The organism is Halobacteriovorax sp. CON-3, assembly GCF_043196995.1.
GTDB lineage: Bacteria > Bdellovibrionota > Bacteriovoracia > Bacteriovoracales > Bacteriovoracaceae > Halobacteriovorax_A.
Map to the genome: position 1 here is coordinate 486,863 of NZ_JBEBNA010000001.1, position 26,316 is coordinate 513,178.

Sequence of the window (26,316 nt, forward strand, 5' to 3'; positions counted from 1 at the left end):
GATTTATAAGTTGAAAAGGGCCAAGGCCGTAAATTTTTTAGCTATTCAAACGAATAACTACCTTAATATCAAGGCAGACTTCACAATGAGTGAAAATTTGTATTCGAAGAATAAGGACTTTGAAAAATTTGAAGCGCGTTTTCCTATTCAAGCATATAAGTTACTTAGGGCCTATGAATTCGAAATCAAGGTTGTGGCCCTTGATCACAATAACAAGGAATTGTTCACAAAGAACTTAGAAACAGATTCATATGGTGGGCTACTTGCCAAAATCCCTCTACCAAAGGGTTGCAAGGATTGCTTAGCAAAGATTGAGGCCTACGAAATTTCAAAATATCCTGGGCTTGAATTACATCTTGGAACATTTATCCCATTAAAGATTACAGATAATCGCAAGATCATCATTTGTGACTTTGATAAAACATTAGTTGAAACAAAGTACTCTAAACCGAGTGAGATCTATGACTCACTGACCAGTCCTTTAAAAAACTATCCAACTCTAGAAAACTCAGTAAAGCTTTTAAAGTCATATATTGAACAGGGCTACCATCCATTTATTCTATCTGCCTCTCCACACTTTTATGAAGATGCAATTCGCGATTGGCTATACGCTAATGAGATTTTTACGGCCGGAATCTTTTTAAAAGATTATCGTCGTATTCTTTCGATCTTAGAAAATGATCTAACTCCAAAAGATATCAAGACTCAAGGGATCTATAAACTTGGGCACCTCCTTGATATTGTTAATATGACAGATATCCCATCTTCAGTCGTTTTGATGGGTGATAATTTTGAGTCTGACCCACTAATCTACTTAACATTTTCAGAACTAATGTCTGGACGAGTGGAACCAAGACAACTTTGGAATGAGCTAAAACGCGTGGAAGACTTTAAGGTTACGGCCCGTCAAAACGGACTATTCTTAAATAAGATTTTCCAAATCAAAGATAACGTCAAACACCACGGACTCGATAAAGAAGTAAAGATCTACATTAGAAAGAAAGGTAGTGAATCACAACTGAATATTCGTGCTCCATTTAATTCTTATCATGGAAAGATTGAGTTATATGACGGAAACCTTCTTAAAGAAGATTCTAAGAAGCAAATAGAAGCTCAGGCGCCCACAGAATAATTTGTCCAATACAAATATAGAGACCAACTTTGTGAAACCTTTGTGTGAAATCTTCACCAAAGTTTTTAGAAAATTGTTTTGAAATAGGCCAATTAGCTGGAGAAAATCGAGTTAATTCTATGGCCACTCTTAGGCCTGATAAGGCAACACATACGGCAATAAAAGTTTGATTGCTAGGATTAACAAGTGAACTTAAAATATTAGACATGAGCGCTCCATTTAAAGAAAATTCTCCGTTATACATAGAACTCTTCGACAACTTAGAAGAATCAATTTATCAATTGGCCGCATTAGATAAGGAAGACGTAAATCTTGCCTGGAGCAACTTGAAAGAAAGTTCATACTTTGGGCCAAATATCTTAAAAGGCGCAATTCATAAACTCTTTAGTCAGGTATTTGCCTACCAAAGTACGTTTTTAAAGGAAAAGGAAGACTCACAAGAATTCTACAAAAGCTCTTATAATAAGCTAATTAATAGCTATGCCAAAGGTCTTGGTATAAGGGCCAAGGACGCTCTCTACCTAAGCTTCATGCATGAGTACTTAAATAATCCAAGTGCAATTTTTGAAGGAATTAAGGATCATCACCTTGAAAGTAACTCTCCAATTGAATTAATTAATACTCCAATTCAAGAGACTTTTAATGACAAGCTAAGATTTGTTCATTTCAAATCACCGGAGAATCTTGAGGCCATTGTCATTCAAAATCTCATGTCTCCATTTGCAACATATGGTGGCGTCAATGAGTCAGGCCTAAGTGTTCAGTTAGTTCAAAGAGATGCTCTAAAGATTAATTACCATGGAATGAGTGCTAGTTTTCTTGCCCTTGTTATCTTACTTGGCTTTAATGATATTGTTGAAATAGAGAAATTTTTAAAGGGCCAGCAATTAGTCTTTCATTGGGAATTTCACGTAAAAGACTCGCTAGGTAATTATAAGATCATCGCAATCGATGGCCAAGAAGTAGAGATTCGTGATGGACAATCACGAGACACAAAAGAGGCCTTTAAGTATCATCTTGAGATTTACAAAAAGAAGCATTGGCCAACAACAGTTTCGGCCCTAACGATTGGTTCAAACGATATTTTTCTTTCACTTATTGATTCAAAGAATTTTGAAATTAAGCAAATTCACTACAGTGACCTTTTTCAGTCGAGGCCTTCTGTGACGAAGAAGACACCAAGATTATCAAAGTCCATAAAAGAGATCTTTACGATAAAGAATTATCTCAATCATGCTCAAGTGGCCTTTAATAGTAATAATTCAGAGGACTGCTATCATCAAATTCAACTGGCCATTGTCTTTGCCAAGAAAATGGCGGGAAATCAGAAACCGTTGATCGCCAAGCTTGAGTTAGTATTTATGGCCTGTCAGTATATCTTTGAGTCTCATCGAGAAACTCAGCAATACATTCATCAAAACCTCATTAAACTCTATCCAGGCCTTGGCCCTTACCATAAAGATTTAGCATTAATTCTTATGCAGAGATTACAAATTCTGATGAATGAAGAAATCAATTTATTAGAAGGCCCAAAAGAGCTTAAAAGAGTGGTTTTTACAGAATCAAAGCTTGGAAAACTGGCCCATCAGGCCCTAAAGAAAACAACTTTACTAAGGCCAAATCACCTCGACTTCTGTCCAACATCAGGACTGTAGTATGGTTTAAAAAAAATTAGAGGATATCCAACCTTCTGATGGCCTCATTCACCTTTTCTTTCTTGTCCTTAAGCTTCTTTTTCACGGAGTGCTTACGTTTGTATAGCTCTTCTAGGAAGCTTTTTATCAATGACATACGCTTACTATCATTATTGCTCTCATCAAAATTTTTTGAGCCATCACAACTCTTGTGAAGTCTTTTGACGCGAGTCTCATCTGAGCTTAATCGATCAGTAGGACGCACAGGATTTTCGAGTTTTTTGATATTTAACGCCATGTATCCATTATAACCTTGATCAAATTAAACAAAGACTAAATATTATAAAAACTACCTTCACTAAATTACTGAAATTATTCAGTTTTTAAAGATAATTATAATTGTGATTAGGTTGACATTAAAAAACTGTCTTATTCATGCTAAAAGAGCGTAATTTCAAAATGTTAGATTTTTTTAGGTTTCTATATATATTAGGGTTCAATATACGAGGAGAACAACCAATGAAACACACAATTGTTGCGGTAATGAGCTTAGTACTAGCAATAACAACAGGAATCTCTTGTAAGAGAGATATGAAATTAGGAAGTAAAGACAATCCTGTAAAACTATACTTCACACCATCAGTTGATGCAGACACAATTGCATCGAACTCAGTTCACTTTATCAAATTCTTAGAAAAAGAGACTGGCCTATTCTTCAAAACAGGTATTCCAACAAACTACATTTCAGTAGTTGAATCATTTGGTTCAAAAAGAGCAGACATTGCAGTTATGAACTCTTTTGGTTACCTAATGGCAAACGAAAAATATGGAGCTAGTGCAAAACTTAAAGTTCTTCGTTATGGACACGATTACTACCAAGGGCAAATCATCGCTCACGTAGATAGCGGAATTAACTCAATCAAAGACCTAGAAGGTAAGAAATTCGCTTACACAGATCCTTCATCAACTTCAGGTTATATGTTTCCACTTAAGATTATGATGGAAAATGATGTTAAGCCAGGTAATACAACTTTTGCTATTAAGCACGACAACGTTGTAACAATGGTTTACCAAAGACAAGTAGATGCTGGTGCAACTTACTACTCTGCTCCATCTTCTGACGGAACAATTCGTGATGCACGTTCACGTGTAAAAACTCAATTCCCAGATGTTGAAGATAAAGTAAAAATCGTTCAAATCACTGAAAAAATCCCTAATGATCCATTCGTATTCAGAAAGGACCTTCCTGCAGAAGTAACTGAAAAGTTTATTGCAGCTGTTAAGAAATATATCGCTACTCCAGAAGGTAAAGATGTATTCGAAAATATTTACAGTGTTGGTGGCCTAGTTGATACAACTGATGCAGATTACGATGGACTAAGAAACGTAATTAAAACACTAAATATCAATCTTGAAGAACAACTAAACAAGAAATAGGTTTTATTTTAAATAAAGAGAGAATGAAATGATTCTAGAAGTTAAAAATGTTAACAAAGTTTATCCTAACGGATGCCACGCTCTAAACAACGTTAGCTTTAACGTTAACAAGGGTGAGTTCCTTGTTATTATCGGTCTGTCTGGTTCAGGTAAGTCGACAATGCTTAGATGTATGAACCGCCTTCACGATGTAACAAGTGGTGAGATCGTCTTCGAAGGAAAAGATATTACGAAACTTAAGGGTGCAGCAATGAGAAATGCTCGCTCACACATCGGAATGATCTTCCAACACTTTAACTTAATCCCAAGAAGAACTGTTATGACTAACGTTCTTTCTGGAACACTTGCAAGAACAGGAGTTATCAAGTCAGTACTTGGTATCTACTCTGAAGAAGATAAGAAAAAAGCAATGGAATACATCAAGATCGTTGGTCTTGAAGGTAAAGAAAACGTACGTGCGGACAACCTTTCAGGTGGTCAGCAACAACGTGTTGCTATTGCTCGTGCTCTTATGCAAAACCCTAAGGTTCTTCTTGCTGACGAGCCAGTTGCGTCTCTTGACCCTGCAACTTCTCACTCAGTTATGCAATACCTTAAGAAAGTTAACGAAGAACTTGGTGTTACAGTTATCTGTAACCTTCACTTCTTATCACTAGTTAGAGAATACGCTTCACGCGTAGTTGCTCTTAAAGGTGGGAAGCTGATTTATGAAGGTCAACCACTTGATATTAACGAAGAATGGTTCCAGACAATCTACGGTGAAGATGCTGTAGAAGTAACGATTAACTAAGTTTTTTGGATATAGGATTAAATAATGACAACGACGACTCAAACGGCAGATACGCAAGTTAATAACTTACCAAAACCAAAAGAAGAGTACACATCATACAAAGTAAAAATGAATTTCTTTTCATTCTTAATTGATTTCCTTCTTTGGTCATACATGATTCTTGTTTCATGGAAGATCGTATGGGAGAGACTAATTCTTGGTCTACGTTACCCAGACTTTTCTTGGAACCAGCCACTAATCGCTCTTGGAGCAGGTTTTGTAGTAGCAGCAGCTCTTTACACAACTAAAATGTCTCTTGGACGTGGGCTAACAGGAATTATGAAAAGAGATGAGAATACTCTATTTATGAAAGAGCCATTCTCATTCGTACTTATTGCAACTGTAGTACTAACATTTATTGCTAGTATTTATGTTTCACAAATTTCAATTTACGAATTCCTTTCTGAATCAGGAATGACTGGTGCAAAGAGAATCTTTACAGCTCTTCTAACACCAAACTTTGCAATTTTCGAAGAAGCTCTATTTGCAGCAATTGAAACGATCTACATGGCGTTTATTGCAACAGCAGTAGCACTTCCAATTGCATTTGTTCTAGCATTCTTTGCAGCAAGAAACCTAATGAATGGATCTCGTCTAACAATGACAATTTACTCTGTCGTTAGATTCTTCCTAAACGTTTCACGTTCAATTGAGCCACTAGTATGGGCGATTATCTTCTCTGTATGGGTAGGTATTGGACCTTTCGCTGGTATGATGGCACTTTGTCTTCACTCAGTATCTTCACTTTCGAAGCTATACTCTGAGCAGATTGAAAACGTTTCAAACGGACCTATCGAAGCAATGATGGCAACTGGTGCTCATCCTATCCAAGTAATTTGGTTTGGTGTTGTTCCACAAATCGTTCTTCCATACCTATCATTCTCAATCTACCGTTGGGACATCAACGTTCGTATGGCCACAGTAATTGGTCTAGTTGGTGGTGGTGGTATTGGTACAATGCTAATGCAGTACCAAGGTCTAGCTAAGTGGAATGAAGTTGGTCTTCTAGTAATCGTAATTGCTGCGATTGTATGGATCATGGACTGGCTATCTTCTAAGATCCGTGAAGCGATCAAGTAGTAAAGTAAAACTAGTTTATATACAAAGAAGGCCCGCATCCGCGGGCCTTTTTATTTCTCTCCCTTAAAAATATCTATTAATCAGTACACATTCCTTTTTTAGAAAATGAGTCTTGGATCTTCAACGCATCACCTTTTGTATACCAATACTGGCTATGAGGTTTGTCATTAATCAAGATCCGATAATGATTCTTAGCTGGGTGTTTTTGTAGTGAACAAGCACCATCTACTGAGGCAATATCTCGCTGGGGGGATGACCCACAAGAAGCAAGGGTAAGCCCTAATACGGCCATGGCCATTAATTTTTTCATAATTCCTCCTACGTCCTAATCACGTAGTAAATTTATCGGTTTTTCTTAAGAGTAACTTTAGTATATTGATCAACTATTATTGTATTTGAAAAAAGTCACCTTTCATGTATGCTTTATGAAAGGAGAAAAAATGAAGGGAAATCAAGAAGTTATCAATATTTTTAATGAATTATTAACACAAGAGCTATCGGCCATCGATCTCTATTTCCTTCACTCACGCCTTTTCCAAGACATGGGACTAACAAAGCTTTATGAACGCATTGATCATGAGAAAGATGATGAAACAATCCACGCAACTAAGCTTATTGAAAGAATCATTTTTCTAGAAGGCTTACCTGAGCTAGGTACTCGCCTACCATATAAGCCAAGTCGCGATGTGAAGCAGCTAATATCAGACGAGCTTCAATATGAAGTTGAAAATAGTAAATTACTCAGAAAAGCAATTGCTCTATGCGAGTCAGTTAATGACTATGTCTCAAGAGATATTCTTTTAGAGCTACTTTCAGATACTGAAAATGATCATATTGACTGGTTAGAAACTCAACTTTCACTAATTGATAAAATTGGTTTACAAAATTATCTACAGACTGCATCTGAATCTGTTTAAAGAAAGTAAAAAAAAGTAAACATTCATCTGTTTTTTATTTATAATTAGATAAATTAATTAAACACGGATGTTTACTTTTATGAATCTAATTAAATTATCACTCATTTTAATTCCTCTAAGTCTTTTCCAAGCAAACGCAATTGCGGCCTTTGCCAAGGTCGTTAATATTCGTGGTGAAGTTTCTCAACTTCCACCAGGGGCCATGCAGGCCAGCTGGATAAAGAAAGGTCAGCTCCTTAAAGAAAATACTTCGATTGTCACGAGGTTGCGCTCTTTTGTGAAGATCGAAATTCTTGAAGATGGTAGTTATATCGTCGTTGGGCCAAACTCAAAAATCGAGCTTACAAAAGTTGAAAAGAAAGCTGGAAGTATTATCCAAGTTTTGAATGGAAAAATGCGATCAAAGATTGTTCCTGCAAAAAAGTCAAAAGGACATAGTGCCTTTAATAAAGTCTATGTAAAGACAAAGACCATGGCCTTAGGTGTTCGTGGAACAGAATTTGTCACGGTGGTAAGTCAGGAAAACCAGGCCACATCAGTTGTAACACTTGAGGGTGAAGTTGCTGTAAAAAAGATCAATAGCGAGAGTATTGATCCGGAAAAAACAGTGAAAGATAATGTCGACCGTGATGATGTCACAATCGTTAAAAAAGGGACGGCCTCAACGACCTATGCTCACCTCTATGATGAAATCCCTCCGCAGAAAGTAAATCCAAGTCAGCTCATTGCACTTGAAAAGAACGAAAACCTTGAGAGTGTAAAAAGAAGCGATATTCAAGTTGCTAGTAGTGAAGACTTAAGCAAGACGGAAATCACTAAGCTCTATGGAAATGATGTCGAAGCCGATGAAGTTCCAAAAAATGGTGCAATCGTCGACCTTGACTCAGCGATCTTCATTCCAGCGATTCAAGATGAATCACTTGATATTGGTAGTGTCGATAAGAACACTGGGCAATTTGTTGCGGCCAATGGAATTGAGCTTGATAAGAAGAAAGGTTTTGTTGCAAAGAAACAAGACGAAGAGACGAAAGAAGTTGTCAAAAAACTTAATGAGAAAATTGAATACAAAGAAGTTCAAGGCCATGAAGTTGTTGATCATGGGCCAAACTCTGGCCCTGCTAGACTAGCGGGAATGAAGAATTCATGGGGATTAAAAACTGGCCTAAGTGTAAAGCAGATGAATTACGCTAGTATGGAAAATAACAATGGAAGCGATGATGATAACTACGGTGGACTTGGGGCCGATATTGTTGGACACTACCGCCATGTTTTAAATCAACAACTATACCTTGATTATATTTTTGGAGTACATGCTTATTTCATGGATCGCGGCGATCTTGAACCTGAAGATATGGACGATGACATCTTAACTTTTGAGTTAGGTGTTCAAGCTTACTACCGATTAAATAATCGCTTTAGGCTGACAACGGGATTTTTCATGAATGATGAAATGTTTCTTACAGCGCGATTTGAAACGAGTCTAACTCCTGTCATGGATCAAAGAACGCAGTTTGCACCTTATCTAAAATTTGGAGCAGAATATGACTACAGTGATAATTGGAGCTTCCTAACGAGTTACCGCTCATATATTGTTGACTCTCATCACCCTAATATTGCCATTTACTCTGGAAAAGGCTTTGAATTTGGAGCAAGAAGACATCTTTCGAAGTCAACGGCCCTCTTATTTAATTTCTTACACCGCGAATTTATCGCACAAGATATCATTGTTAAAAATAAAGACTTTAGCGTCTTATATGAAATGGAGTTTTAATGAGAGCGCTACTAATAATTTCACTACTACTTGGCCTATCATCATGTTTTAAAACAGACGCTGATGGAAATGCTTACCTTTTTGAAAATGACAATAGGGCCGTTATCTCTTTTGAGTTCTTTAATGCGGATACAACCTCAACTTGGTATTTTGGGATTCAAAATCAAGTCGACACAAACGTATTAAATGTTGAAGGATATAACTCTTCTCAATACTGGTGTATTGAGAATGTCTATATACAACTGAAATCGGGAGATGTCTCATCTGCATCATTTGACGTTGTCCTAAACAACTCTCCTGTTACTGCAGGCATCCCATTCCCAGGAGGAAATGCTAACGTCCATATCGCTCCAGGGGATCAAGTAAAAGCCTCTATAAATTGCACAGCTTGTGTTAACGGATACGGAACAATTAATTTTGAACTAGGAAAGTGTAACTAGGCCAATTTTTTTTCGATCGAATTTCATGAGTCTTAAATAAATAACGAGATCTGCAAGATAGAAAATTGGTATCCAATAATTATGTACCACGAGAAAGTTTAAGAAAAAGTACGAGTAATAGAAAATATTAATAACAAGGCCGACAAATAAAAACTTGTCGGCCTTTTTGTATGCAAGATAAGCAAAGCGAATATAGATTAATAGGCTAAGAAAGGCGACCACTCGGTAAGAAGCAGTTAAAAGCTTACTCATATTAAATGGTAAAATGAGCTTCGTTAATTCATTAGTCGTTTTAGAGATGACATCATCACTTATACAACACGAGCCACTGCCCTCCACTAAGTAGAGAATATAGTGAATGCCAAAAACAAATATCGCCAAGTAGACAACAATTTTATACATCGTTCTAAGAAGCTTATGCTCACCTAAAACTTTACTTAAAATATTCCATAAATCAAAACGCGCCAAAAATAGTAGGAGAAAAACGAGTAGAGTGACTCCTACTTTATAATCAGAGTATAGTGGAACAAAGAGAAGTGAAGTAACTAAGAAACAAATGATGGCCTGAAAAAAAGGCATCCTTTCGATTCTTAACGATGATTTTAAAGTACGCCTCATACGAAAAGCACTCAGGCTTAGAAAGAGATAATAGAGCCCCACAATAAATGTGAAAAAGCTATAAATAGCGGGAATCAATTTCATATCACTGTGATTAAGACTCATTTCAAGCATCTTATTAAATCTCTATTGTAAAACAGGTAAAGGATTCTTCATTATCTAACTTTAAGTTACCATTTAATTTTTCAATATCTCTCTTTATTGAATAAAGTCCTACTCCCCTTTTATCGCCCTTAGTTGAGGAGCCAAATTCGAAGGCCAACTCAGGAGACTTGAAGTCAACAAACTTTCCATTGTCGATAATTTTGATAACAAGTCGATCTTCAACATTGTTAATGTTAATTTTTATCCACTCAAGTTCTTCCTTAAGTGCTTCATGAGAGTTTTTAATCAAATTAATCAAGGAGTTCTTGATAATCCCTTTATTTACCCTCACTTCTTTATGAGGCCTAGTATAGAAAATTTTAACGTCGGGAAAAATTGAAATCACTTCTTCAACAATATCCGAAATATGAGAGTCACTTGATCCTCGATTTTTATAATTATTTAAAATATCGATGGCGCTTTTCGTCCCTTCATAAATGGCCTTAACTTCCTTGGACTCTTTAATGGAATTTTCACGTTTAAGCTTTTGTAAGCGTAAGTTTGTAAACTGTAGTGGATTGGCCAAATCGTGAATCATAGAATTATATGACTGTTTTTGTTCCTTAAGCTTTTGGGCAAAATGAGAAACCTCTAATTGCTGCAGCCTTGTGTACTCCAATAAGTCCACAACGAAGTAGAGAGGAATCCAATACTTGAAGCCAAAGGCATGATAACTCGTTGTATAGAAGATATTTAAGACACTGATAAAAAGTCCAAATATCATGAGGTAGTCACGAGACTTCAATGAGATCAGAAAAAAACGAATATAGACAAGAGAAACCGAAATCGTAAAAAACTTCACAAAACCTGAAAAGCTATCATTCATTAAATATGGAATCTGCACCTTTAAGATATAATTTGATGCAGGATTTTTAATATATTCTTCGCCGAGACAACAAGGCCCTGGCCCCTTCATTAAAAACCAAAATAAATGAATGAGACAACAGCCAATAGCGCCTACAACAATGCCGTTATAAATAACTCTCAAAGTCTTATTCTCATTGAATACTTCTGAAAGGTTTCGCCAATAATGATACCTGGCAGTGTAGGTGAAAATAAACATCACCAATGTCAAAGGTACTTTATAAACAGAATATAGAGGAAAGAAGAAATTAGAGACAATGATTAAACAAACTGCTGCTTGAGAAAAACACATCACAACTGTCTTAATTGGAGAGGATTGTGCATTTTGACTTAGGCGATTTAGATGAATACTTGTCACACCTAATGAGATTAAATATGTCGCTGCTCCAAGAGCAATTAGGACATAGCCAAAGGCCAGCCAAAAATTTAGAGAGAATTGATGTAAATATTCATACATTAGACAAGAGTAATGATTTTATGCGCCATAGTCAATAAGACTAGTTGACGCATAAAAAAATTATCTCAGAAAGTTTTATTAGGAAGCTAATTTCTTAGAGATTTGAGAGCCCACGACCATTGCGAGAACAAATACCACTATCGGGGCCGAAAGGTTAATTAGGTTTACGATGGCCGGACCAGGACAAATTCCTGCGATCCCCCAACCAATTCCGAAAAGGGCCGCACCAGAGACTAGCTTCTTATCGATAATCGTCTTAGTTGGTAAGTGAAATTGTACATCACAGATTGGAGCACCGCGCTTTGTAATAAGCTTAGTGGCAATAACACCAATAACAACGGCACCACCCATCACAAAGGCTAGAGATGCATCCCATCCCCCCTGCAAAGAGAAGACGTCAAGGAAGCCGATGACTTTCTTTGGATTAACCATCCCTGATAGAGTTAGACCAATACCAAATATCATTCCAGCAATTAAGCTTGTTAATTTCTTCATTATAATAACCCCATTAAAGATACGACAGCGACAGCAACGGCCATGAAAGTGAGAGTTGCGGCCAGTGAACGTTTTGAGAAACGTGAAAGTCCACATACACCGTGTCCACTAGTACAACCTGAGCCAAGTTGTGTTCCGGCACCGACAAATAGACCGGCCACAATGGCCTTAGTATATGTTAGGTTGAGGGCATAATTGAAAAAGCTTGGGTCCACCAATTTAACAACAAGTCCACCGGCCAGGAGACCTAGCACGAAGAAGACACGCCAATAACCGCCGTCATTCTTTTTGTGAAAATTAAAAAATATACCTGAGATTCCCGCAACTCGCCCATTAAAATAGAGCAGAAAAGCAGCCGATACTCCAATTAATATCCCGCCAACGAGTGGCCATGTAAAGTTCGTCATATACTCACCTTTTTATTGAAAATCAGTCCTTTGTCATAGTTCGAGGACTTACAAACTTAAATTAATTATATATAATGATTATAAATTAACATTGATGCCCATCAAATTTGGAAAAACATGATTAAGGAAATCTTAAATAATATTGAACAGCCTATTTTTCGTCAGTATCAAAAAGGCGAAGTCATTTATAGAGAGTCAGAGTCCCCTCAATACCTCTATATTGTAGAAGAAGGAATTATTGGCCTTTATTACAATAGCGAAAATGGTAAGGAGAGCTTTTTAAGAGTCTATGGGCCAGGTGAAATCTTCGGCCATCGTTCATACTTTTTAGAAACACCTTATCACGCCAATTCAATTAGTCTGACAAAGTCAAAGTTAATGCTCATTGATCGTAAGCAATGTGACAATATTTGTCTTGAAAGCCCGGCCCTACTTAAGAATATGACGAAAATTCTAGCGAGGGAACTTGGAAATGCTGAAAGAAGACTTGCTGGAATGGCAGATAAGTCGGCCAAGGCAAGAATCGTTGAGGCCCTAGTCTATTTAAAGCTTAAGCATCCAGAGCATAATTGGACTCGTAAGGAGATAGCAGACTTTGCAGTGTCAACTTTTGAGAGTGTCACAAGAATCTTAAGTGAACTCGAGTCTGCAGGTTTAATCACTAAGAGTGGCAGAAGTATCGAAATTGTGGACGAACAAAAGCTTCTAAAATATTCGAGTGAGAATTATTAAGATCTTGTTAAATTCATAGCAAATTTTACATTTAAGGCAGCTCAAGCTTGTCTATATCACGTTGCTTAGATAGGATGCGGCCAACTTTAACCCACACAAAGGCCATCTTATGAAATTAGCAATGACTCTTTTATCATTTATCTCATGTTTAGCAATTAGCTCAAATGCAATCGCTTGTGACAATGTTGTAAATAAGCAACTAGAAAGAAAAATTAGAGCAGATCGTCCACTAGAAGTTAAATACCTAATGTATCTAACTGAGGGAACAGAGCTTCTAAATGAAAGAGGAAATAAGCTAGCACAATTCAATGAAGACAAGCTTATTTACTCAGCAATCGGTTCAGAGCACTCTGGTTGGTTTAATGCAGCTGTTGCAGTTAACCCAGACACATGCTCGATTGATTATATTGGCTACTTTGCAGCTGAGTAATCATAGCAAATAAATTTAAAAAATATCTAGGCCCAGCTTCAAGTTGGGCCTTTTTAATCAACTAAATAAATATCATATCTCAACCTTAAGAAATCCTTTAATTTTTCAAATGTAAAAGTATTTAGTTTAAATAATTAACTTTATAAACTACTGATATCTCATGTAAAAAAATTGAACCTCCACAAAAAATTGCCACCAAATTAAATAATTCCTCCAAAAAGCCGATATAAGTGACTGAATTTAGTGATTTGTTCATTAAGTGCTTTAATACTAAAGAAATATTATATTAAGTCGAAAATATTTAAGAATAAAATTTGTTCACAAACAACTAACTATCAATGATTTGTGAGGGACTTTGAAAAAACCAATACTCTACGTCGGACTAGCTCTGGCATCACTATTCAGCTTTAGCTATATCTTCTTTGCAGATGGTAATGCAACGAAGACTGCTAGTTATAGTGAATTGGCGAAAGAGATTGGAATCGAATACGAACTTGTTAAGCCTAAGGTTAAAGCAAGACTAAACTCTACGACATCAACTATTAGTAAAAGAGGGCCATCTTCGCTTGCGCAAGATGATAATGATGAAGTAGTAGAGCCAAGTAATAAGAAAGGAGACTTTCAAGTCTCAAAACTTGCTGTTAATAAAAAGAAGAAGAATTCAACACAAGTCTTCTTAAACGACTCAGATTATTCTAGGCCATATTATTCAAATAGCTCTTTTGAAAGAACTCCTGCAAAAGCAGACGATAAGAAAGTAGAGGCCAAGGAAGAAAATAAGAAAGTCATTACTTACTCTCTTCCAACACCACCACAAGCTGATGAAACAAATCCTGAAGATGAATCTTCAAGTGGCCAACAAAATCCTGGTTCAAATAATACAGTCATTGTAGTACCTGCTATTGAAGGTCGTATTCCTCCTCTATCAGGACTAATTACTCAGACAAATAATAAGAGTCTCTTTATTAGCAATGCCTATGCGGCAACAACATGTGCAGACCCTAAAGTCGAACTCTTTGATCTTGTGACGATGACAGTACTTGAAGATAACCCGATTACATTTGAAGGGATTAATACTTCAACATATTTTAAATTTGATGCAAAGAAATTAGCACTAGATCTAACAGCACCAGCTCGTTACAAGGTTAAGGTTTCGGGATGTAGCGACGAGCTAGAAAAAGTTGTAACTAGTTATTTCAAGCCACAAGATATTACACCTGTTTCAACTCTACTTGCTAAGATCACAAATACAGATATTGACTACACGCCGACACAAGAGCTTGCAAATTATCTGGATCAAACTGAAGCATTAATCCAAGCAAGTGTTGATAACCAAACGATTGATTATGATCTTATTTATACTGAGCTAGAAAATAATACTGATGCCAGTATAATCTTTAGTGAGCTAACTCATGGTGAAACAGCGGCGATCTTAAAAGACGCTGCCCCAAAACTAAAGTCTCTTGAGACACCGACTTCATTAAAAGAAGGGATTTCAAGTGATTTTGAAACAAGTGCCGTTCACTGGGATTCATCTTATCCAGTTGCATACCAATGGATACTTGATGGAGTGACTGTTTCAAATGCAAGTACATGGACTTACACACCACCAGCAGATACTGCTGCAAGTGCAGATATTATTGTTAGAATTGGGAAAAAGAATGATGGCGATGCAAATGTTAACACAGACTTAGTACATCACGAATTTACCTATACACTTGATATAGAACAAATTAACGATGCACCTACTCTCGTTGCATCTCAAAGTGTTAATGTTACAGAAGACACTGTACACAACTTCTTTCTGACAACTGGTAATGATGTGGACTCTCCAAGTCTTTCTTATATTACAACTTCACTACCAGCAAACGGAACATTGACTTGTGTAGGATCAACTAATGATTGTACATATACGCCAAATGCTGATTTTGTTGGTGTTGATACTTTCACATATAAAGTAAATGATGGAGAGCTAGACTCAACAGAAGCGACAGTTACTTTAAATATTTCAAATGTAAACGATAGGCCAGTTATTGGAGCGGATCAAAGTCTTACGATTGCGGAAGATAATACACTTGCAATCACTCTTAATCAGGCAACGGATGTGGATAATGCACAAGCATCTCTTACTTATAAGATCGTAAGTTCAACAAATAATGGTACACTTTCAAATTGTATTACAACAGGTACATATGGAAATGATTTAACATGTGACTATACACCAAATACAAATTTCCATGGAAGTGACAGCTTTAGTTATATAGCAAATGATGGATCTCTCGATTCTGCAAGTGTAGCAACTGTATCTCTAACCATTACTCCAGTTAACGATGCTCCTACACTTGCAGCTACTCAAGCAGAGTCAACAAATGAAGATACGCCACTAAGTTTTAATCTTAATGCTGGTAGTGATATCGAAGGGACGACTCTAAATTACACTATACTTTCAACGACATCTAATGGTGTCCTTTCATGTACTCAAGGGACTTCAACAGCTTGTACTTATACGCCAAATCTAGACTTCTTTGGAAGTGATACATTTACTTACCAAGTTGATGACGGTGAACTAAATTCAACATCAGCAACTGTGACAATCACAGTAAACACAGTAAATGATGCTCCTGTAATGGGTGCTGATCAATCTGAATCAACAGATGAAGATACTGCTCTTAATTTTACATTAAATACTGCAACTGACGTGGATATTCCTGCTCAAACAATTTCATACAAATTAGTTTCTGGCCCTACTAATGGGACTCTTACAAATTGTATTACAACGGGCTCATATATTAACGATAGAGACTGTACTTATACGCCAAGTGCTAACTATAACGGATCAGACTCATTTACATATATTGCTAATGACACAGTTACTGATGCAGTAAGTTTTGCGACAGTGACTCTTACAATTAACGCAGTTAATGATGCTCCGACTCTTGCTCTAACTCAAACAGTTAGTACGAATGAAGATACAGTTCTGAACTTCACACTAAATGCTGGAGCAGACACAGAGGGTGACAGTCTTTCATACTTAATTGTGACAACCCCTACTAAAGGATCTTTAACTTGTACGGGTGGAACTTCAAGAGATTGTACTTATACTCCTGATCTAAACGATAATGGTTCAACTTCATTTACATATAAAGTAAATGATGGCCAATTAGACTCAACAACAGCAACAGTTACAGTTAATATTACTTCAGAAAATGATGCTCCTGTAATGGCAGGAAATCAGGCAGAGACAATTGCAGAAGATAACACGTTAAGCTTCACTCTTTCTGGTGCTACAGACGTTGATATTCCGGCACAAACTATCCAATACAAGTTAATTACAGCTCCTACAAATGGTACGCTATCTAATTGTATTAATACATCTACTTATTCAACAGATATTACATGTGACTATACACCTGGGGCGAATTTTAATGGAAGTGACTCGTTCACATACAGAGCAAATGATACGCTAACTGATTCAGCAACTGATTCAACAGTATCAATTACAATCACTCCTATTAACGATGCTCCAACTCTTGCGGCCACGCAAAGTGTATCAACAAACGAAGACACAGCTTTAAACTTTAACTTAACGGCCGGATCAGATATTGAAGCTGATACTCTGTCTTATGTTATTGTTTCAACTCCTGCAAATGGAAACCTAAGCTGTACAGGTGGAACATCGACAGCGTGTACATTTACACCAGACTTAAACTTTAATGGTTCGACATCTTTTACTTACAAAGTAAATGACGGGGCCCTTGACTCAAATACTGCAACAGTAACAATTACTGTTAACGCAGTTAATGACGTTCCTGTTATGGCAGCAGATCAAGCTCATTCGACTAATGAAGATACTGCAGTAAACTTCACTCTTAATGGTGCGACAGATGTAGACTTACCGGCACAAACTTTAAGCTACAAGGTCATCACAGCGCCATCAAATGGTACGCTTTCTAATTGTATTACAACGGGAAGCTATGGGACAGATATCTCATGTACTTATACGCCAAATGCGAACTACTATGGAAGTGACTCATTTACTTATACTGCAACTGATAGTGTTGGTGTTGCCGTTACAAATGCAACGGTTTCTCTAACAGTAAATAGTGTAAACGATGCACCTACTCTAGCGGGAGACTGGTCATTTTCAACTAACGAAGATACTACACATAATTTCAATCTAACGGCAGCAAGTGATATTGAAAATGATACGCTTTCTTATATCGTTGTTTCAAACCCTACAAATGGTACTTTATCATGTACAGGTGGAACTTCTACGGCGTGTACTTATACACCAAACCTGAATTTTGAAGGAAGTGACTCATTCACTTATAAAGCAAATGATGGGGCACTGGACTCAAATACAGTTACAGTAAGCATTACAGTAAATGCAATTAATGATGCCCCTGTTATGGTGGCCGATCAAAACGAAGTAACGAATGAAGACACTCCACTTAGTATCACCCTTAATGGTGCAACAGATGTGGATGTACCAGCACAAACAATTAGCTACAAGGTCATAAGCCTACCAACTAATGGAACACTATCTGATTGTATTACAACTGGATCATATGGGACAGATATCACTTGTACTTATACGCCAGGTGCAAATTTCAATGGGACAGATTCATTCACATACCTTGCAAACGATGGGCTGCTAGATTCAGCGGCAAGCTCAACTGTTAATATTACAATTAATGCAGTAAACGATGCTCCAACTCTGGCAGCGACTCAAACTATTTCAACAAATGAAGATACACCTCTAAATTTCAGCTTAAATTCTGGCGCTGATATTGATGGTGACACTCTATACTATGTTAAGCTTACTGATCCTGCTACAGGTTCTTTAAGTTGTTCAGGTGGTACATCTCGTTCTTGTACTTATACTCCTGTCGCAAATTTTAATGGAACAACAACATTTACTTACCGAGTAAATGACGGTGTGGCAGACTCAACTGTTGCGACAGTTACAATCATTGTAAACTCTATTAATGATGCTCCTGTTATGGCAGCAGATCAGGCATATTCAACTGATGATAATACGGCCCTAGCAATTACTCTTAGTAATGCAAGTGATGTTGACGGTGATCCACTAACTTATAAGGTTGTCACAGCACCATCTAATGGGACACTTTCAAATTGTATTACGACAGGTAGCTATGGAACTGATTTAACTTGTACTTATACAAGTAATATTAACTTCCATGGAACAGAAACGTTCACTTTTATCGCAAATGATGGAACTGTTGATGCAGCTTCTGTTGAGACTGTAACAATCACAGTAACTGATAAAACTCCTTCAGCTCCTCCTACTATTGCGCTTACATCGGCAACTTACACAAGCTCAACTGCTAACACTATGACAGTGAGTAGCTGTAGCGATATCACTTCAGTAATTATTAATGAAGGTGGCCAGACAGCGGCCGGTGATGCATGGGTAGCGTGTTCAACGGTAGCAAGTGCAACAACTTATACCCTTGCAAGTGCCACTCAGGGCCTACACACACTTAAGGCATGGTCAAAAGACCCACATGGCAATATCTCGACAACTTCAAGTGATATCAATGTCTATTACGATACAATTAACCCAAGTCTATCACTGACAACACCAGCGATTCAAAAGGGTGGAAATAATCTCAATCTTGCCTGGAGTGCAACTGATGCAAGTACATCATCAGCTCAAAACTTCCAAGTGGACTTTTATAATGGAAGTAGCTGGTCTTCAGTAGGAACGACTGCGGCGACAAATGGGCCAATTAGTTCACAGGCCTTCTCAAGAGCATGGACTGTGCCATCAATTAATACGACTAATGCTAAGTTTAGAGTTTCATTCACAGATCTAGCAGGAAATTCAGCAACAGTAGAATCAAGTGCGTTTGAGATTGACTCAATTGCTCCGGCCTTAAGCTATACATCACCTGCCAATAACTCATATCACCTTTCAAGTACAACGATTAATGGTAATTGTGAAAGTGGGTTAAATATTAATATCTCTGGTGATATTCAAGCGGCATTCTCTATTGCTTGTTCAGGTGGAACTTTTTCACAGACTGTTAACTTCTCTGATAATGATGGATCGAAGGTTGTTACAATCAATCAGGTTGATGCTGCAGGAAACTCGACATCAGTTTCAAGAACATTTATTCGTGATGAAGTAGCTCCTATTCTTACAAAGACAGCGGGGATTTCTCCTGACTTCACAAATGCTGACACTCCAAATGCATGGTCAGGAACTTGTGAAGGAACTTATACAATTTATGTAACAGGTGATGAGACAACTTCATTTAACTGTTCATCTGGAACGTGGAGTTGGACTCCTTCACCAAAAACAACAGACGGAACATTTGTTTACAACTTAGTACAAACAGATGCAGCAGGAAATACATCTTCTCCTGCCCTTTCACTTTCTTGGCAGCGTGATGCAACTCCTCCGGCATTTAATGCGACAGCTCCGATTCAAATTGAAATTGGAGAAAACCAATCTGAAACTCTACTAAGAGACAGTTTCACAATTTCAGGAACATGTGAAGGAACAAATGTTATTACTATTTCAGGTACAGAATCAGACAGCATTACATGTTCTGCATCTTCTTGGACTTGGACTTCAGGAAATTATACAACTGACGCGACAAGGGCCTTTACATTTACTCAAGCAGACTCTGCGGGAAATACTTCTGCCCTAACTTATACATGGACAAGAGACTCCAACTTCCCTGCACTTGCTATCGATCTAAGTTCAATCAAGAATAATGGTACGACTGCAACGTTTACAGGTACATGTGAAGACGGCCTAACGATTAATATTACTGGTGCACAAACGACAACAACAACTTGTTCTTCAGGTGTATGGTCTTGGACAACGGCCACGACAGCATCAGACGTTAATAATACTTATAATTTCGCACAAACGAATGGAGCATCAAATACGTCGACAGTTTCAGGTTATTGGTACCGAGAGACAGGACTTCCAGTCGTTAACACAATTTCAGCAGGGCTTGCAGACCCTTCACCAACAAACTTTATTCCATATTCACTGACGGCAAGTTCACAGAATGCGAATGTTTATCTGACACATATTTGTCTTCAATCGAATACGACAGTTCAGCCGGCCATTGATGATGTATGTTGGATTGCAGTTAACTCGACATCTATTGGAATCACTCCGGCACAAAATATTACAGTGGCTGACTACTCTTACTTACTAGGTTGGGAGCCGGCACTTTATGATGTCTATGCATGGGTAAAAGATGAAGCTGGAAATATTTCAACAAATACGCAAGTCCTAGACACAGACTATGATCAAATTGTTTATGACAAGGCCTCTCCACCTACGATTTGGGACGTTGCGGCCGCAAATAATGATACATCTTCAATTCCTCCAACAAGAGCAGACTCAGCTGTTCCAACAGGGACTGACCTATATATTCGTTGGAAAGTAGATGATTCAATTGGCCTTCCAGCAACGGCCATCAATATTTACTATACTCAAGACGAGCAAACATTTACGGCCATTGCAGGCGCTCAAGGGATTGCTCCTCATACAAATCATGGTTGTCCAGGGATTTCTCTAGCAGCTAACGAAGGTTGCTTTAAATGGACAGGTGGTTCACCACTAGCAACAGCTTACAAAGTTAGGGTAAAAGTAACGAACCTATCTGGGATTAGTACTCAGCTAACTTCGACGCCAATAAATGCTGATCGTATTAAGATTATTGCAGGTAATACTGAAGCTGGTCTTGGTGGTGATGCAAGGTCTGCCCTATTCTTTAACAAACGTGTTGGAGACTCTTCAGATATTCACACTCTTGTTTTTACAGATGATGGTAATATTTATTTTGCCGACTATAAAAGAGGGATTATTACAGTTGATCCTGCTGATGGTAAGCAGAAACTCTTTATTGCTAAAACAGGAACATCAACTGGAGATGGTGGGCCAGCAGAGAGTGCTACTCTCCGTTACCCAATGAAAATCACTCTTGACTACCAAGGGCGTCTCTTAATTCTCGATTATAATAGAATTAGAAGAGTTGACTTAAATTTAGAAAACCCAACAATTGAAACGATTATTGGTGGTGGTTCAAGTACTGCTGACACAGTTGCAAACCCACTTGATCTTCAGATGAGAAGTTTATCAAGTTCTGATTATAGAACCAATGCAGTTCTTTTCACTCCACTTCCTAATGGCGACCTTTGGTTTAATGCTGAAAGATCTGAAAGTATTAATACTGACGGAAGTTTTAAAGTTAGAATCTATAGAGCAGCAACAGGACAGGTTGAATCTTTCTACCTAGGTGGAACGGGAGACGGTTGGCAGTCAACTCAAGATCTTTCTAAGTGCCGTGTTGGTTATACTGGAATAAAATTCAATCAGGCAACATCTCAAATTCAAGGGATCACAGGCCATGCCTACCACCATAAGAGTTTCCCAGGTTGTGATATGTATGGGTCAACTTCTGACTATACTTATGCCAGAGTTTATTTTGATCCAACAACTGGTCAGTCCATTACACCATTTGATAATAGCTATCGTTGGTATCATTATTATAACTACACAGGAATGGATGGTAACTCTTATGTAACAGTTGCAAGAAGTTATATGAATCGAAATAATTTTGATGGAACTTATACGAGAATTCTAGGTTCAGGAACACTTGGTGAATGTGCAGATGGGACATTAGCGACGGCCTGTAATATGGATATCTACTCTGTCTTTGTCGATAAGAATGGAAAAATATATTTTAACGACCGTGGTAGAATTAGAACTCTTGATGAAGAAGGTAAAGTTGTTACGATTTTTGGTCAAAGCCAATCTTACGGTGACAATGTCAATGCCGTTAATGCGCGCTTTAGTAATATTAGCCGTGTCACAAGACTTGATAACGGTAAGGTCGTTGTAAATGACACCTCATCTTACTATCTCAAAGAATTCACAATTGAAGGAAATATCAATATTTTAGCTGGTAATGGTACCGTTGCGACAGCATCCACATCGGCAGCTGCTAATACACAACCAGTAAGAAACCCTTACTGGACAGTTGTTGACCGCGCAACTGGAAATATCTATATGGACCGTGTGGAATGGCACTACGGCCGCTTTGCCATGCTAAATCGTTCAACAGGTATGTGGGAAGATGTCTTCAGCAACACTAGTGGTACAAGCTACTATGATCCAACATCAGACGGTAAAATCGGAAGTGATATTGACGTTGCCGGTACCAATAACAGAGCACTACCTATTGGGTTTGCAAATGGGAAGTTATTCTTAAGTAGAATGAAATATAATACAACTGATCTTAGATACGAAGACTTTATGCTTAAGGCCTACGACTCTGCTGACAGTTATAGACAAGAGCATATCTGGGGTGTTCTAGGATACAATGATGTAAACGAAGGTTGTACAGAGCTTAGAACAGCACCTACTTCAGGAAGCACATGTGAATATGAATACTGGGATAACTACAGAAATATCTTCTACGATAGTGTCGATGCTAAGTATGTTACGGCCAAAATGTATCGTGGTGCTCAACGAAGAGTTATTGCTATAAAAGACGGAAACGTCGAGCAGATTGCCTACACAGCAAGAAATATTGACGATGGTTTTGTCTACACGAGACGCGGTGGAACTCAATACCTTTACTACTGTTATGGCAGTCGTCTCTATGGCCACAATATTGATACAGATACTGATTTAGGTGCCCTGAGCTGGACCATGCCACAACTTTCATGTCGCGGAGTACAATTCGATTACAACCCGACAAATGACTCAATCATTTTTCCATTTGAACAAAATGGGCTTTATGGAGTCGCGGAATACTTCCTCTAACCAAAGTTTAGATAGTCTAACAATTGTTTCCTTAAAATACTGATATTACTCATGTACAAAGCGTATACATCGTTATAAATAATGCTCAACAATGAATATTTTCATCTTATTTAAGTTAAGATGTGAGCATTATGAAGAAGATAAAATTTGTCCTGCCCCTATTTCTATTTCTCATCAATTTACTAGTATTTGGTAGTGAACTCGATATTAGTATGCTTCCAGACAAGAGTGTCCAACCTGGAGAGGTTGCCATTCAGGTTCTGCCGATTAAGTCCCCAACAAACACAACTTATAAAATTTCTATTGAAAGCAATCAACAGTGGCGCGCCGAGGGCCCTGAAACTGTCGAGCTGATTGCAGGTGATCTGACTTACCTAACTTTCTATACATATACTCCTAGCTTCGTTGATGCGGGGACAATTCATGAGTTAAAGATTATTTTCACAAATATTGAAACTCAGGAAAAGATTGAAAATAGCATAAGCTTTATTGTGGCAAAGAAGCGAGACCTTGATTTCTTTGATGCTGATCAAAATATTGAAACAAATAAGAAAAACCACACACTTAATTTAAAAGTTAAAAATACTGGTAATGCAAGCGAGGTTTATCATTTTTCAATCAGAAACCTAACACCAGAAGTAAGTGTAAGCGTAAATAGCTCCCCTATTACTATTGCAGCTAATGAGGTGAAACTTCTTCCAGTTAGAGTTAATTTTAAAAATAGTACTTCGACATATGCAGCATTCGAAGTAAATGCCAAAGTTGGTGGAATCACAAAATTTCAGAAGAAGTTTCAGGTTAAATTTGTTAGCTCTGCTAATAATCAAGACCGTCAAGGAAATTACCTTGATACAACACTTACCATCACAAATGATTATATGAGTGTCGAAGGAAGAGACTCCAACCTTAGCTCAGTTGTTCTAAACTCAAATGGCGCCCTATCAGACTACGTTTCTTTATCAAGCTACGTGCAGGCCAATATGGTTAACGGACAAGCACAGGATGCACGTGGGACTTTTCACTTTGATGGTGACAGCTGGCGCTTTAGTGCTGGGAATAACGTCGATCTTGACGTGGATACAAATGTTGGTAACGAGGCCCGTGATGGTGTCGCTTATACAAGAGATATTCTTCCAAACTTAAAAGTTGGAACACTTGTGGGTGTTGACGAAAATGATGAATTTAACACTGCGGCCATGGTTCAATATGATCCAAGGCCAGGACAGCGTACATTTGTAGTCATTAATCAAAACTCGGATTCAGGTGAAACATCTGGATCAATTGGGTATCGTGGAAATTTTAACCCAAATGATAAGCTTTCATTTGCACCATCCCTTACAATTTCAGATGATCCACAACGTGGAGTCATTCAAGACTACCGTACGGCCGTTCGTTATATGGTGAGAAACAACCTTCCAATTGCTATTTCATCTGGTTATCGAAAGGATCGCTTTCAAGAAGTCATTTATAATAACGCTTCCCTTTCTTATGACTTTGACGGAGTGCTAATTGAGCTTAGTCGTAATGACGAGTTAGATCGAGATACTTTTGCAACAAATGAGCAAAATAGACAACACCGTAGTTCAAATCAAGTAAGAGTAAGCTTTCCAATGGGTGGTGGCCTTTCTGCAAGTGTTAACTACCAAGATCATACTAGCTCAACTGTGAAAGAGCAGAGAAAGTTCATTACCTTTGCTTATCAAAACAAACAATTATATGCGGCAATGAGAGCTGGTATTGCCAGCAAGAATTATACTGATGGCAATATTCAGGACTATACAAATGAGCCATTTGTCTCAGTTGACTTAAGCTATAAAGCGCCGAAATTTACGATTAGATCACACGTTGAATATGAATCATACGGTGATGACTCATATCGCACGCGCACAAATATTGGAATTGATTATAATATCGACAATAATCACTTCAATGGAAATGCCTACGTAAGAATTGGACACGATGAAGGCCAAAGAAGAGATTATGTTACTCAGACAGAAACTGATCTCGATTATATTGAAGCTGGTATCCGTACAGGAACAGATAGTAACTACTCTTTTGAGATCTATACAAGAGCAGAAGATAACCACCAATACGATGATATTGACTATCAAGTCGGAATTCGTTTTCAATACCGCTTTGGAGCAAAAACTCCAAGAAAAGTTGAAGACGCCTTTGGTGGAAAACGTACCGGAAGTATTGCTGGTCGCATCTGCATCGATCGCAACTTAAATGGAACTTGTGAAGACTTTGAAAAAGGTGTTGAAGGCCTAAGTATTTATAGCGTTACAGGAAGTGCAACAACAGATAAAGATGGAAAGTATCTAATTAATGAGCTCAAGCCAGATATTGATCATATCTCCCTTATAGAGCGACAAGTTACGGCCAAATCACTTGAGTCGTCAGAGTATTATAAAGGAACAAAAGTTCTTAAGAATCAAACGGTATACGTTGATTTTGCTCTTAAAGAAATCTCTACTATTAATACATTCTCTTACAATGATATCAATAAGAATGGACGTTATGATAAAGATTTCGATACACTTATAGGAGATATTACTTATCAGCTAATCGATGAAAATAATGAAATCATCCCTATTAGTGGTAAGTCTTTAAATACAATTAATTATTCACGTCTTCGTAATGGACAGTATAAATTGAGTGCAGTAGCAAACTCTTCTATTTACAAAGATATTCAAAAGGAAGTTACTCTTGATCTTCCTAGAGACAATATGCAAACCGTGACATTTGGTTTTGAGCTAATTGATGTGGATACACTTCCAATCCAAGACTTAATCATTACAGAGTTTGACAATAGCATTATTAGTGCACCTAAATTTAGCGCACTTCTAACTCTCGATTCGGCAGAAACTGAATATAATATTCTCTCAAATATTTCGGTAAAACTTGATGGTTATCAAGTTGATATCGAAACGCAAGAGGTATATTCCGGCCTGTGGGATATCAATCTTGACCTTAAAGATCTGATCTCATTGATAAGTCAAAAAAATGAGATCACGATTGACATTGAATTAGAAAATGAAAACGGTAAAAAACTACAAATCAAAAGAGTTAGAAACCTCTTTTACAATAATTAGAAGGTCATAAAAGG

General features: G+C 37.5%; 19 protein-coding genes. 12 read left to right on the forward strand and 7 right to left on the reverse strand.

Annotated elements, in window-relative coordinates; genetic code table 11:
* Positions 1 to 10 precede the first annotated feature (10 nt).
* A complete protein-coding gene (locus ABMA72_RS02240) occupies positions 11 to 1,132 on the forward strand; it encodes a phosphatase domain-containing protein (protein ID WP_393055832.1) in 1,122 nt (373 codons plus the stop codon).
* On the opposite strand, the gene ABMA72_RS02245 is transcribed toward ABMA72_RS02240, so the two are convergent.
* On the reverse strand, positions 1,095 to 1,340 hold the full coding sequence (locus ABMA72_RS02245; RefSeq protein WP_103217354.1) for a hypothetical protein: 246 nt from the start codon (positions 1,338 to 1,340) through the stop codon (positions 1,095 to 1,097). The genes ABMA72_RS02240 and ABMA72_RS02245 overlap by 38 nt on opposite strands.
* Between ABMA72_RS02245 and ABMA72_RS02250 the strand changes: the two genes are divergently transcribed.
* A complete protein-coding gene (locus tag ABMA72_RS02250; RefSeq protein WP_393055835.1) occupies positions 1,339 to 2,787 on the forward strand; it encodes a hypothetical protein in 1,449 nt (482 codons plus the stop codon). The genes ABMA72_RS02245 and ABMA72_RS02250 overlap by 2 nt on opposite strands.
* Positions 2,788 to 2,803: 16 nt before the next feature.
* On the opposite strand, the gene ABMA72_RS02255 is transcribed toward ABMA72_RS02250, so the two are convergent.
* Entirely contained in the window at positions 2,804 to 3,064 is a 261-nt protein-coding gene (locus ABMA72_RS02255; RefSeq protein ID WP_392860897.1) for a hypothetical protein, read from the reverse strand.
* 221 nt (positions 3,065 to 3,285) lie between these two features.
* On the opposite strand from ABMA72_RS02255, the gene ABMA72_RS02260 reads away from it, so the two are divergent.
* The 3 genes from ABMA72_RS02260 to phnE are packed head-to-tail and all read left to right on the forward strand — an operon-like array spanning position 3,286 to position 6,112.
* Complete coding sequence (locus ABMA72_RS02260; RefSeq protein WP_392860899.1) at positions 3,286 to 4,203, forward strand: phosphate/phosphite/phosphonate ABC transporter substrate-binding protein; 918 nt, start codon at positions 3,286 to 3,288, stop codon at positions 4,201 to 4,203.
* Positions 4,204 to 4,231: 28 nt separating this feature from the next.
* Positions 4,232 to 4,993, forward strand: coding sequence for a phosphonate ABC transporter ATP-binding protein (gene phnC, locus ABMA72_RS02265; RefSeq protein WP_392860900.1), 762 nt, complete (start codon positions 4,232 to 4,234; stop codon positions 4,991 to 4,993).
* 24 nt (positions 4,994 to 5,017) lie between these two features.
* The gene (gene phnE, locus ABMA72_RS02270; RefSeq protein ID WP_392860901.1) at positions 5,018 to 6,112 is read left to right on the forward strand and encodes a phosphonate ABC transporter, permease protein PhnE; all 1,095 of its coding nucleotides are present in this window, start codon (positions 5,018 to 5,020) and stop codon (positions 6,110 to 6,112) included.
* 76 nt (positions 6,113 to 6,188) lie between these two features.
* Here the strand turns inward: phnE and ABMA72_RS02275 are convergent, their stop codons facing one another.
* Positions 6,189 to 6,422 carry a hypothetical protein gene (locus tag ABMA72_RS02275; RefSeq protein ID WP_392860903.1) on the reverse strand — a complete coding sequence of 78 codons (234 nt, stop codon included), beginning with the start codon at positions 6,420 to 6,422 and terminating at the stop codon, positions 6,189 to 6,191.
* Positions 6,423 to 6,552: 130 nt separating this feature from the next.
* Here ABMA72_RS02275 and bfr point away from each other — a divergent pair, with 130 nt between their 5' ends.
* The 3 genes from bfr (at position 6,553) to ABMA72_RS02290 (ending at position 9,240) form a co-directional block, all read left to right on the forward strand.
* Positions 6,553 to 7,029: a bacterioferritin gene (gene bfr, locus ABMA72_RS02280; RefSeq protein ID WP_392860904.1), complete on the forward strand. Its 477-nt coding sequence runs from the start codon at positions 6,553 to 6,555 to the stop codon at positions 7,027 to 7,029.
* A 79-nt stretch (positions 7,030 to 7,108) separates the two neighbouring features.
* Entirely contained in the window at positions 7,109 to 8,800 is a 1,692-nt protein-coding gene (locus ABMA72_RS02285) for a FecR domain-containing protein (protein ID WP_393055837.1), read from the forward strand.
* Positions 8,800 to 9,240 carry a hypothetical protein gene (locus ABMA72_RS02290; RefSeq protein WP_393055840.1) on the forward strand — a complete coding sequence of 147 codons (441 nt, stop codon included), beginning with the start codon at positions 8,800 to 8,802 and terminating at the stop codon, positions 9,238 to 9,240. Before ABMA72_RS02285 ends, ABMA72_RS02290 begins: the two co-directional genes overlap by 1 nt.
* Here the strand turns inward: ABMA72_RS02290 and ABMA72_RS02295 are convergent.
* The 4 genes from ABMA72_RS02295 to ABMA72_RS02310 all read right to left on the reverse strand — a co-directional run bounded on the left by ABMA72_RS02295 (position 9,223) and on the right by ABMA72_RS02310 (position 12,225).
* A complete protein-coding gene (locus tag ABMA72_RS02295) occupies positions 9,223 to 9,963 on the reverse strand; it encodes a hypothetical protein (RefSeq protein ID WP_393055842.1) in 741 nt (246 codons plus the stop codon). The genes ABMA72_RS02290 and ABMA72_RS02295 overlap by 18 nt on opposite strands.
* A 13-nt stretch (positions 9,964 to 9,976) precedes the next feature.
* Positions 9,977 to 11,323 (reverse strand): sensor histidine kinase, encoded by a 1,347-nt coding sequence (locus tag ABMA72_RS02300; protein WP_393055845.1) that lies wholly within the window; start codon positions 11,321 to 11,323, stop codon positions 9,977 to 9,979.
* A gap of 78 nt (positions 11,324 to 11,401) precedes the next feature.
* Positions 11,402 to 11,818, reverse strand: coding sequence for a DUF6691 family protein (locus tag ABMA72_RS02305; RefSeq protein ID WP_392860911.1), 417 nt, complete (start codon positions 11,816 to 11,818; stop codon positions 11,402 to 11,404).
* Positions 11,818 to 12,225: a YeeE/YedE family protein gene (locus tag ABMA72_RS02310; protein WP_392860912.1), complete on the reverse strand. Its 408-nt coding sequence runs from the start codon at positions 12,223 to 12,225 to the stop codon at positions 11,818 to 11,820. Before ABMA72_RS02310 ends, ABMA72_RS02305 begins: the two co-directional genes overlap by 1 nt.
* Before the next feature lie 117 nt (positions 12,226 to 12,342).
* On the opposite strand from ABMA72_RS02310, the gene ABMA72_RS02315 reads away from it, so the two are divergent.
* From ABMA72_RS02315 to ABMA72_RS02330, 4 genes are all read left to right on the forward strand, one after another.
* Positions 12,343 to 12,957, forward strand: a complete 615-nt coding sequence (locus ABMA72_RS02315; protein ID WP_392860913.1) for a Crp/Fnr family transcriptional regulator — start codon at positions 12,343 to 12,345, stop codon at positions 12,955 to 12,957.
* A 109-nt stretch (positions 12,958 to 13,066) separates the two neighbouring features.
* Positions 13,067 to 13,387, forward strand: coding sequence for a hypothetical protein (locus ABMA72_RS02320; RefSeq protein ID WP_392860914.1), 321 nt, complete (start codon positions 13,067 to 13,069; stop codon positions 13,385 to 13,387).
* A 355-nt stretch (positions 13,388 to 13,742) separates the two neighbouring features.
* Positions 13,743 to 23,207 carry a tandem-95 repeat protein gene (locus ABMA72_RS02325; protein ID WP_393055848.1) on the forward strand — a complete coding sequence of 3,155 codons (9,465 nt, stop codon included), beginning with the start codon at positions 13,743 to 13,745 and terminating at the stop codon, positions 23,205 to 23,207.
* Positions 23,208 to 23,338: 131 nt separating this feature from the next.
* Positions 23,339 to 26,302: a hypothetical protein gene (locus tag ABMA72_RS02330; RefSeq protein WP_393055851.1), complete on the forward strand. Its 2,964-nt coding sequence runs from the start codon at positions 23,339 to 23,341 to the stop codon at positions 26,300 to 26,302.
* Positions 26,303 to 26,316 lie beyond the last annotated feature (14 nt).

Bases quoted from the DNA above. Each gene is read 5' to 3' on its own strand.
- ABMA72_RS02300 (WP_393055845.1), bottom strand. From the start codon at position 11,323: ATGTATGAATATTTACATCAATTCTCTCTAAATTTTTGGCTGGCCTTT.
- ABMA72_RS02290 (WP_393055840.1), top strand. From the start codon at position 8,800: ATGAGAGCGCTACTAATAATTTCACTACTACTTGGCCTATCATCATGT.
- ABMA72_RS02315 (WP_392860913.1), top strand. From the start codon at position 12,343: ATGATTAAGGAAATCTTAAATAATATTGAACAGCCTATTTTTCGTCAG.
- ABMA72_RS02245 (WP_103217354.1), bottom strand. From the start codon at position 1,340: ATGTCTAATATTTTAAGTTCACTTGTTAATCCTAGCAATCAAACTTTT.
- ABMA72_RS02310 (WP_392860912.1), bottom strand. From the start codon at position 12,225: ATGACGAACTTTACATGGCCACTCGTTGGCGGGATATTAATTGGAGTA.
- ABMA72_RS02260 (WP_392860899.1), top strand. From the start codon at position 3,286: ATGAAACACACAATTGTTGCGGTAATGAGCTTAGTACTAGCAATAACA.
- ABMA72_RS02330 (WP_393055851.1), top strand. From the start codon at position 23,339: ATGAAGAAGATAAAATTTGTCCTGCCCCTATTTCTATTTCTCATCAAT.
- ABMA72_RS02295 (WP_393055842.1), bottom strand. From the start codon at position 9,963: ATGAGTCTTAATCACAGTGATATGAAATTGATTCCCGCTATTTATAGC.
- ABMA72_RS02255 (WP_392860897.1), bottom strand. From the start codon at position 3,064: ATGGCGTTAAATATCAAAAAACTCGAAAATCCTGTGCGTCCTACTGAT.
- bfr (WP_392860904.1), top strand. From the start codon at position 6,553: ATGAAGGGAAATCAAGAAGTTATCAATATTTTTAATGAATTATTAACA.
- ABMA72_RS02275 (WP_392860903.1), bottom strand. From the start codon at position 6,422: ATGAAAAAATTAATGGCCATGGCCGTATTAGGGCTTACCCTTGCTTCT.
- phnC (WP_392860900.1), top strand. From the start codon at position 4,232: ATGATTCTAGAAGTTAAAAATGTTAACAAAGTTTATCCTAACGGATGC.
- ABMA72_RS02285 (WP_393055837.1), top strand. From the start codon at position 7,109: ATGAATCTAATTAAATTATCACTCATTTTAATTCCTCTAAGTCTTTTC.
- ABMA72_RS02305 (WP_392860911.1), bottom strand. From the start codon at position 11,818: ATGAAGAAATTAACAAGCTTAATTGCTGGAATGATATTTGGTATTGGT.
- phnE (WP_392860901.1), top strand. From the start codon at position 5,018: ATGACAACGACGACTCAAACGGCAGATACGCAAGTTAATAACTTACCA.
- ABMA72_RS02250 (WP_393055835.1), top strand. From the start codon at position 1,339: ATGAGCGCTCCATTTAAAGAAAATTCTCCGTTATACATAGAACTCTTC.
- ABMA72_RS02320 (WP_392860914.1), top strand. From the start codon at position 13,067: ATGAAATTAGCAATGACTCTTTTATCATTTATCTCATGTTTAGCAATT.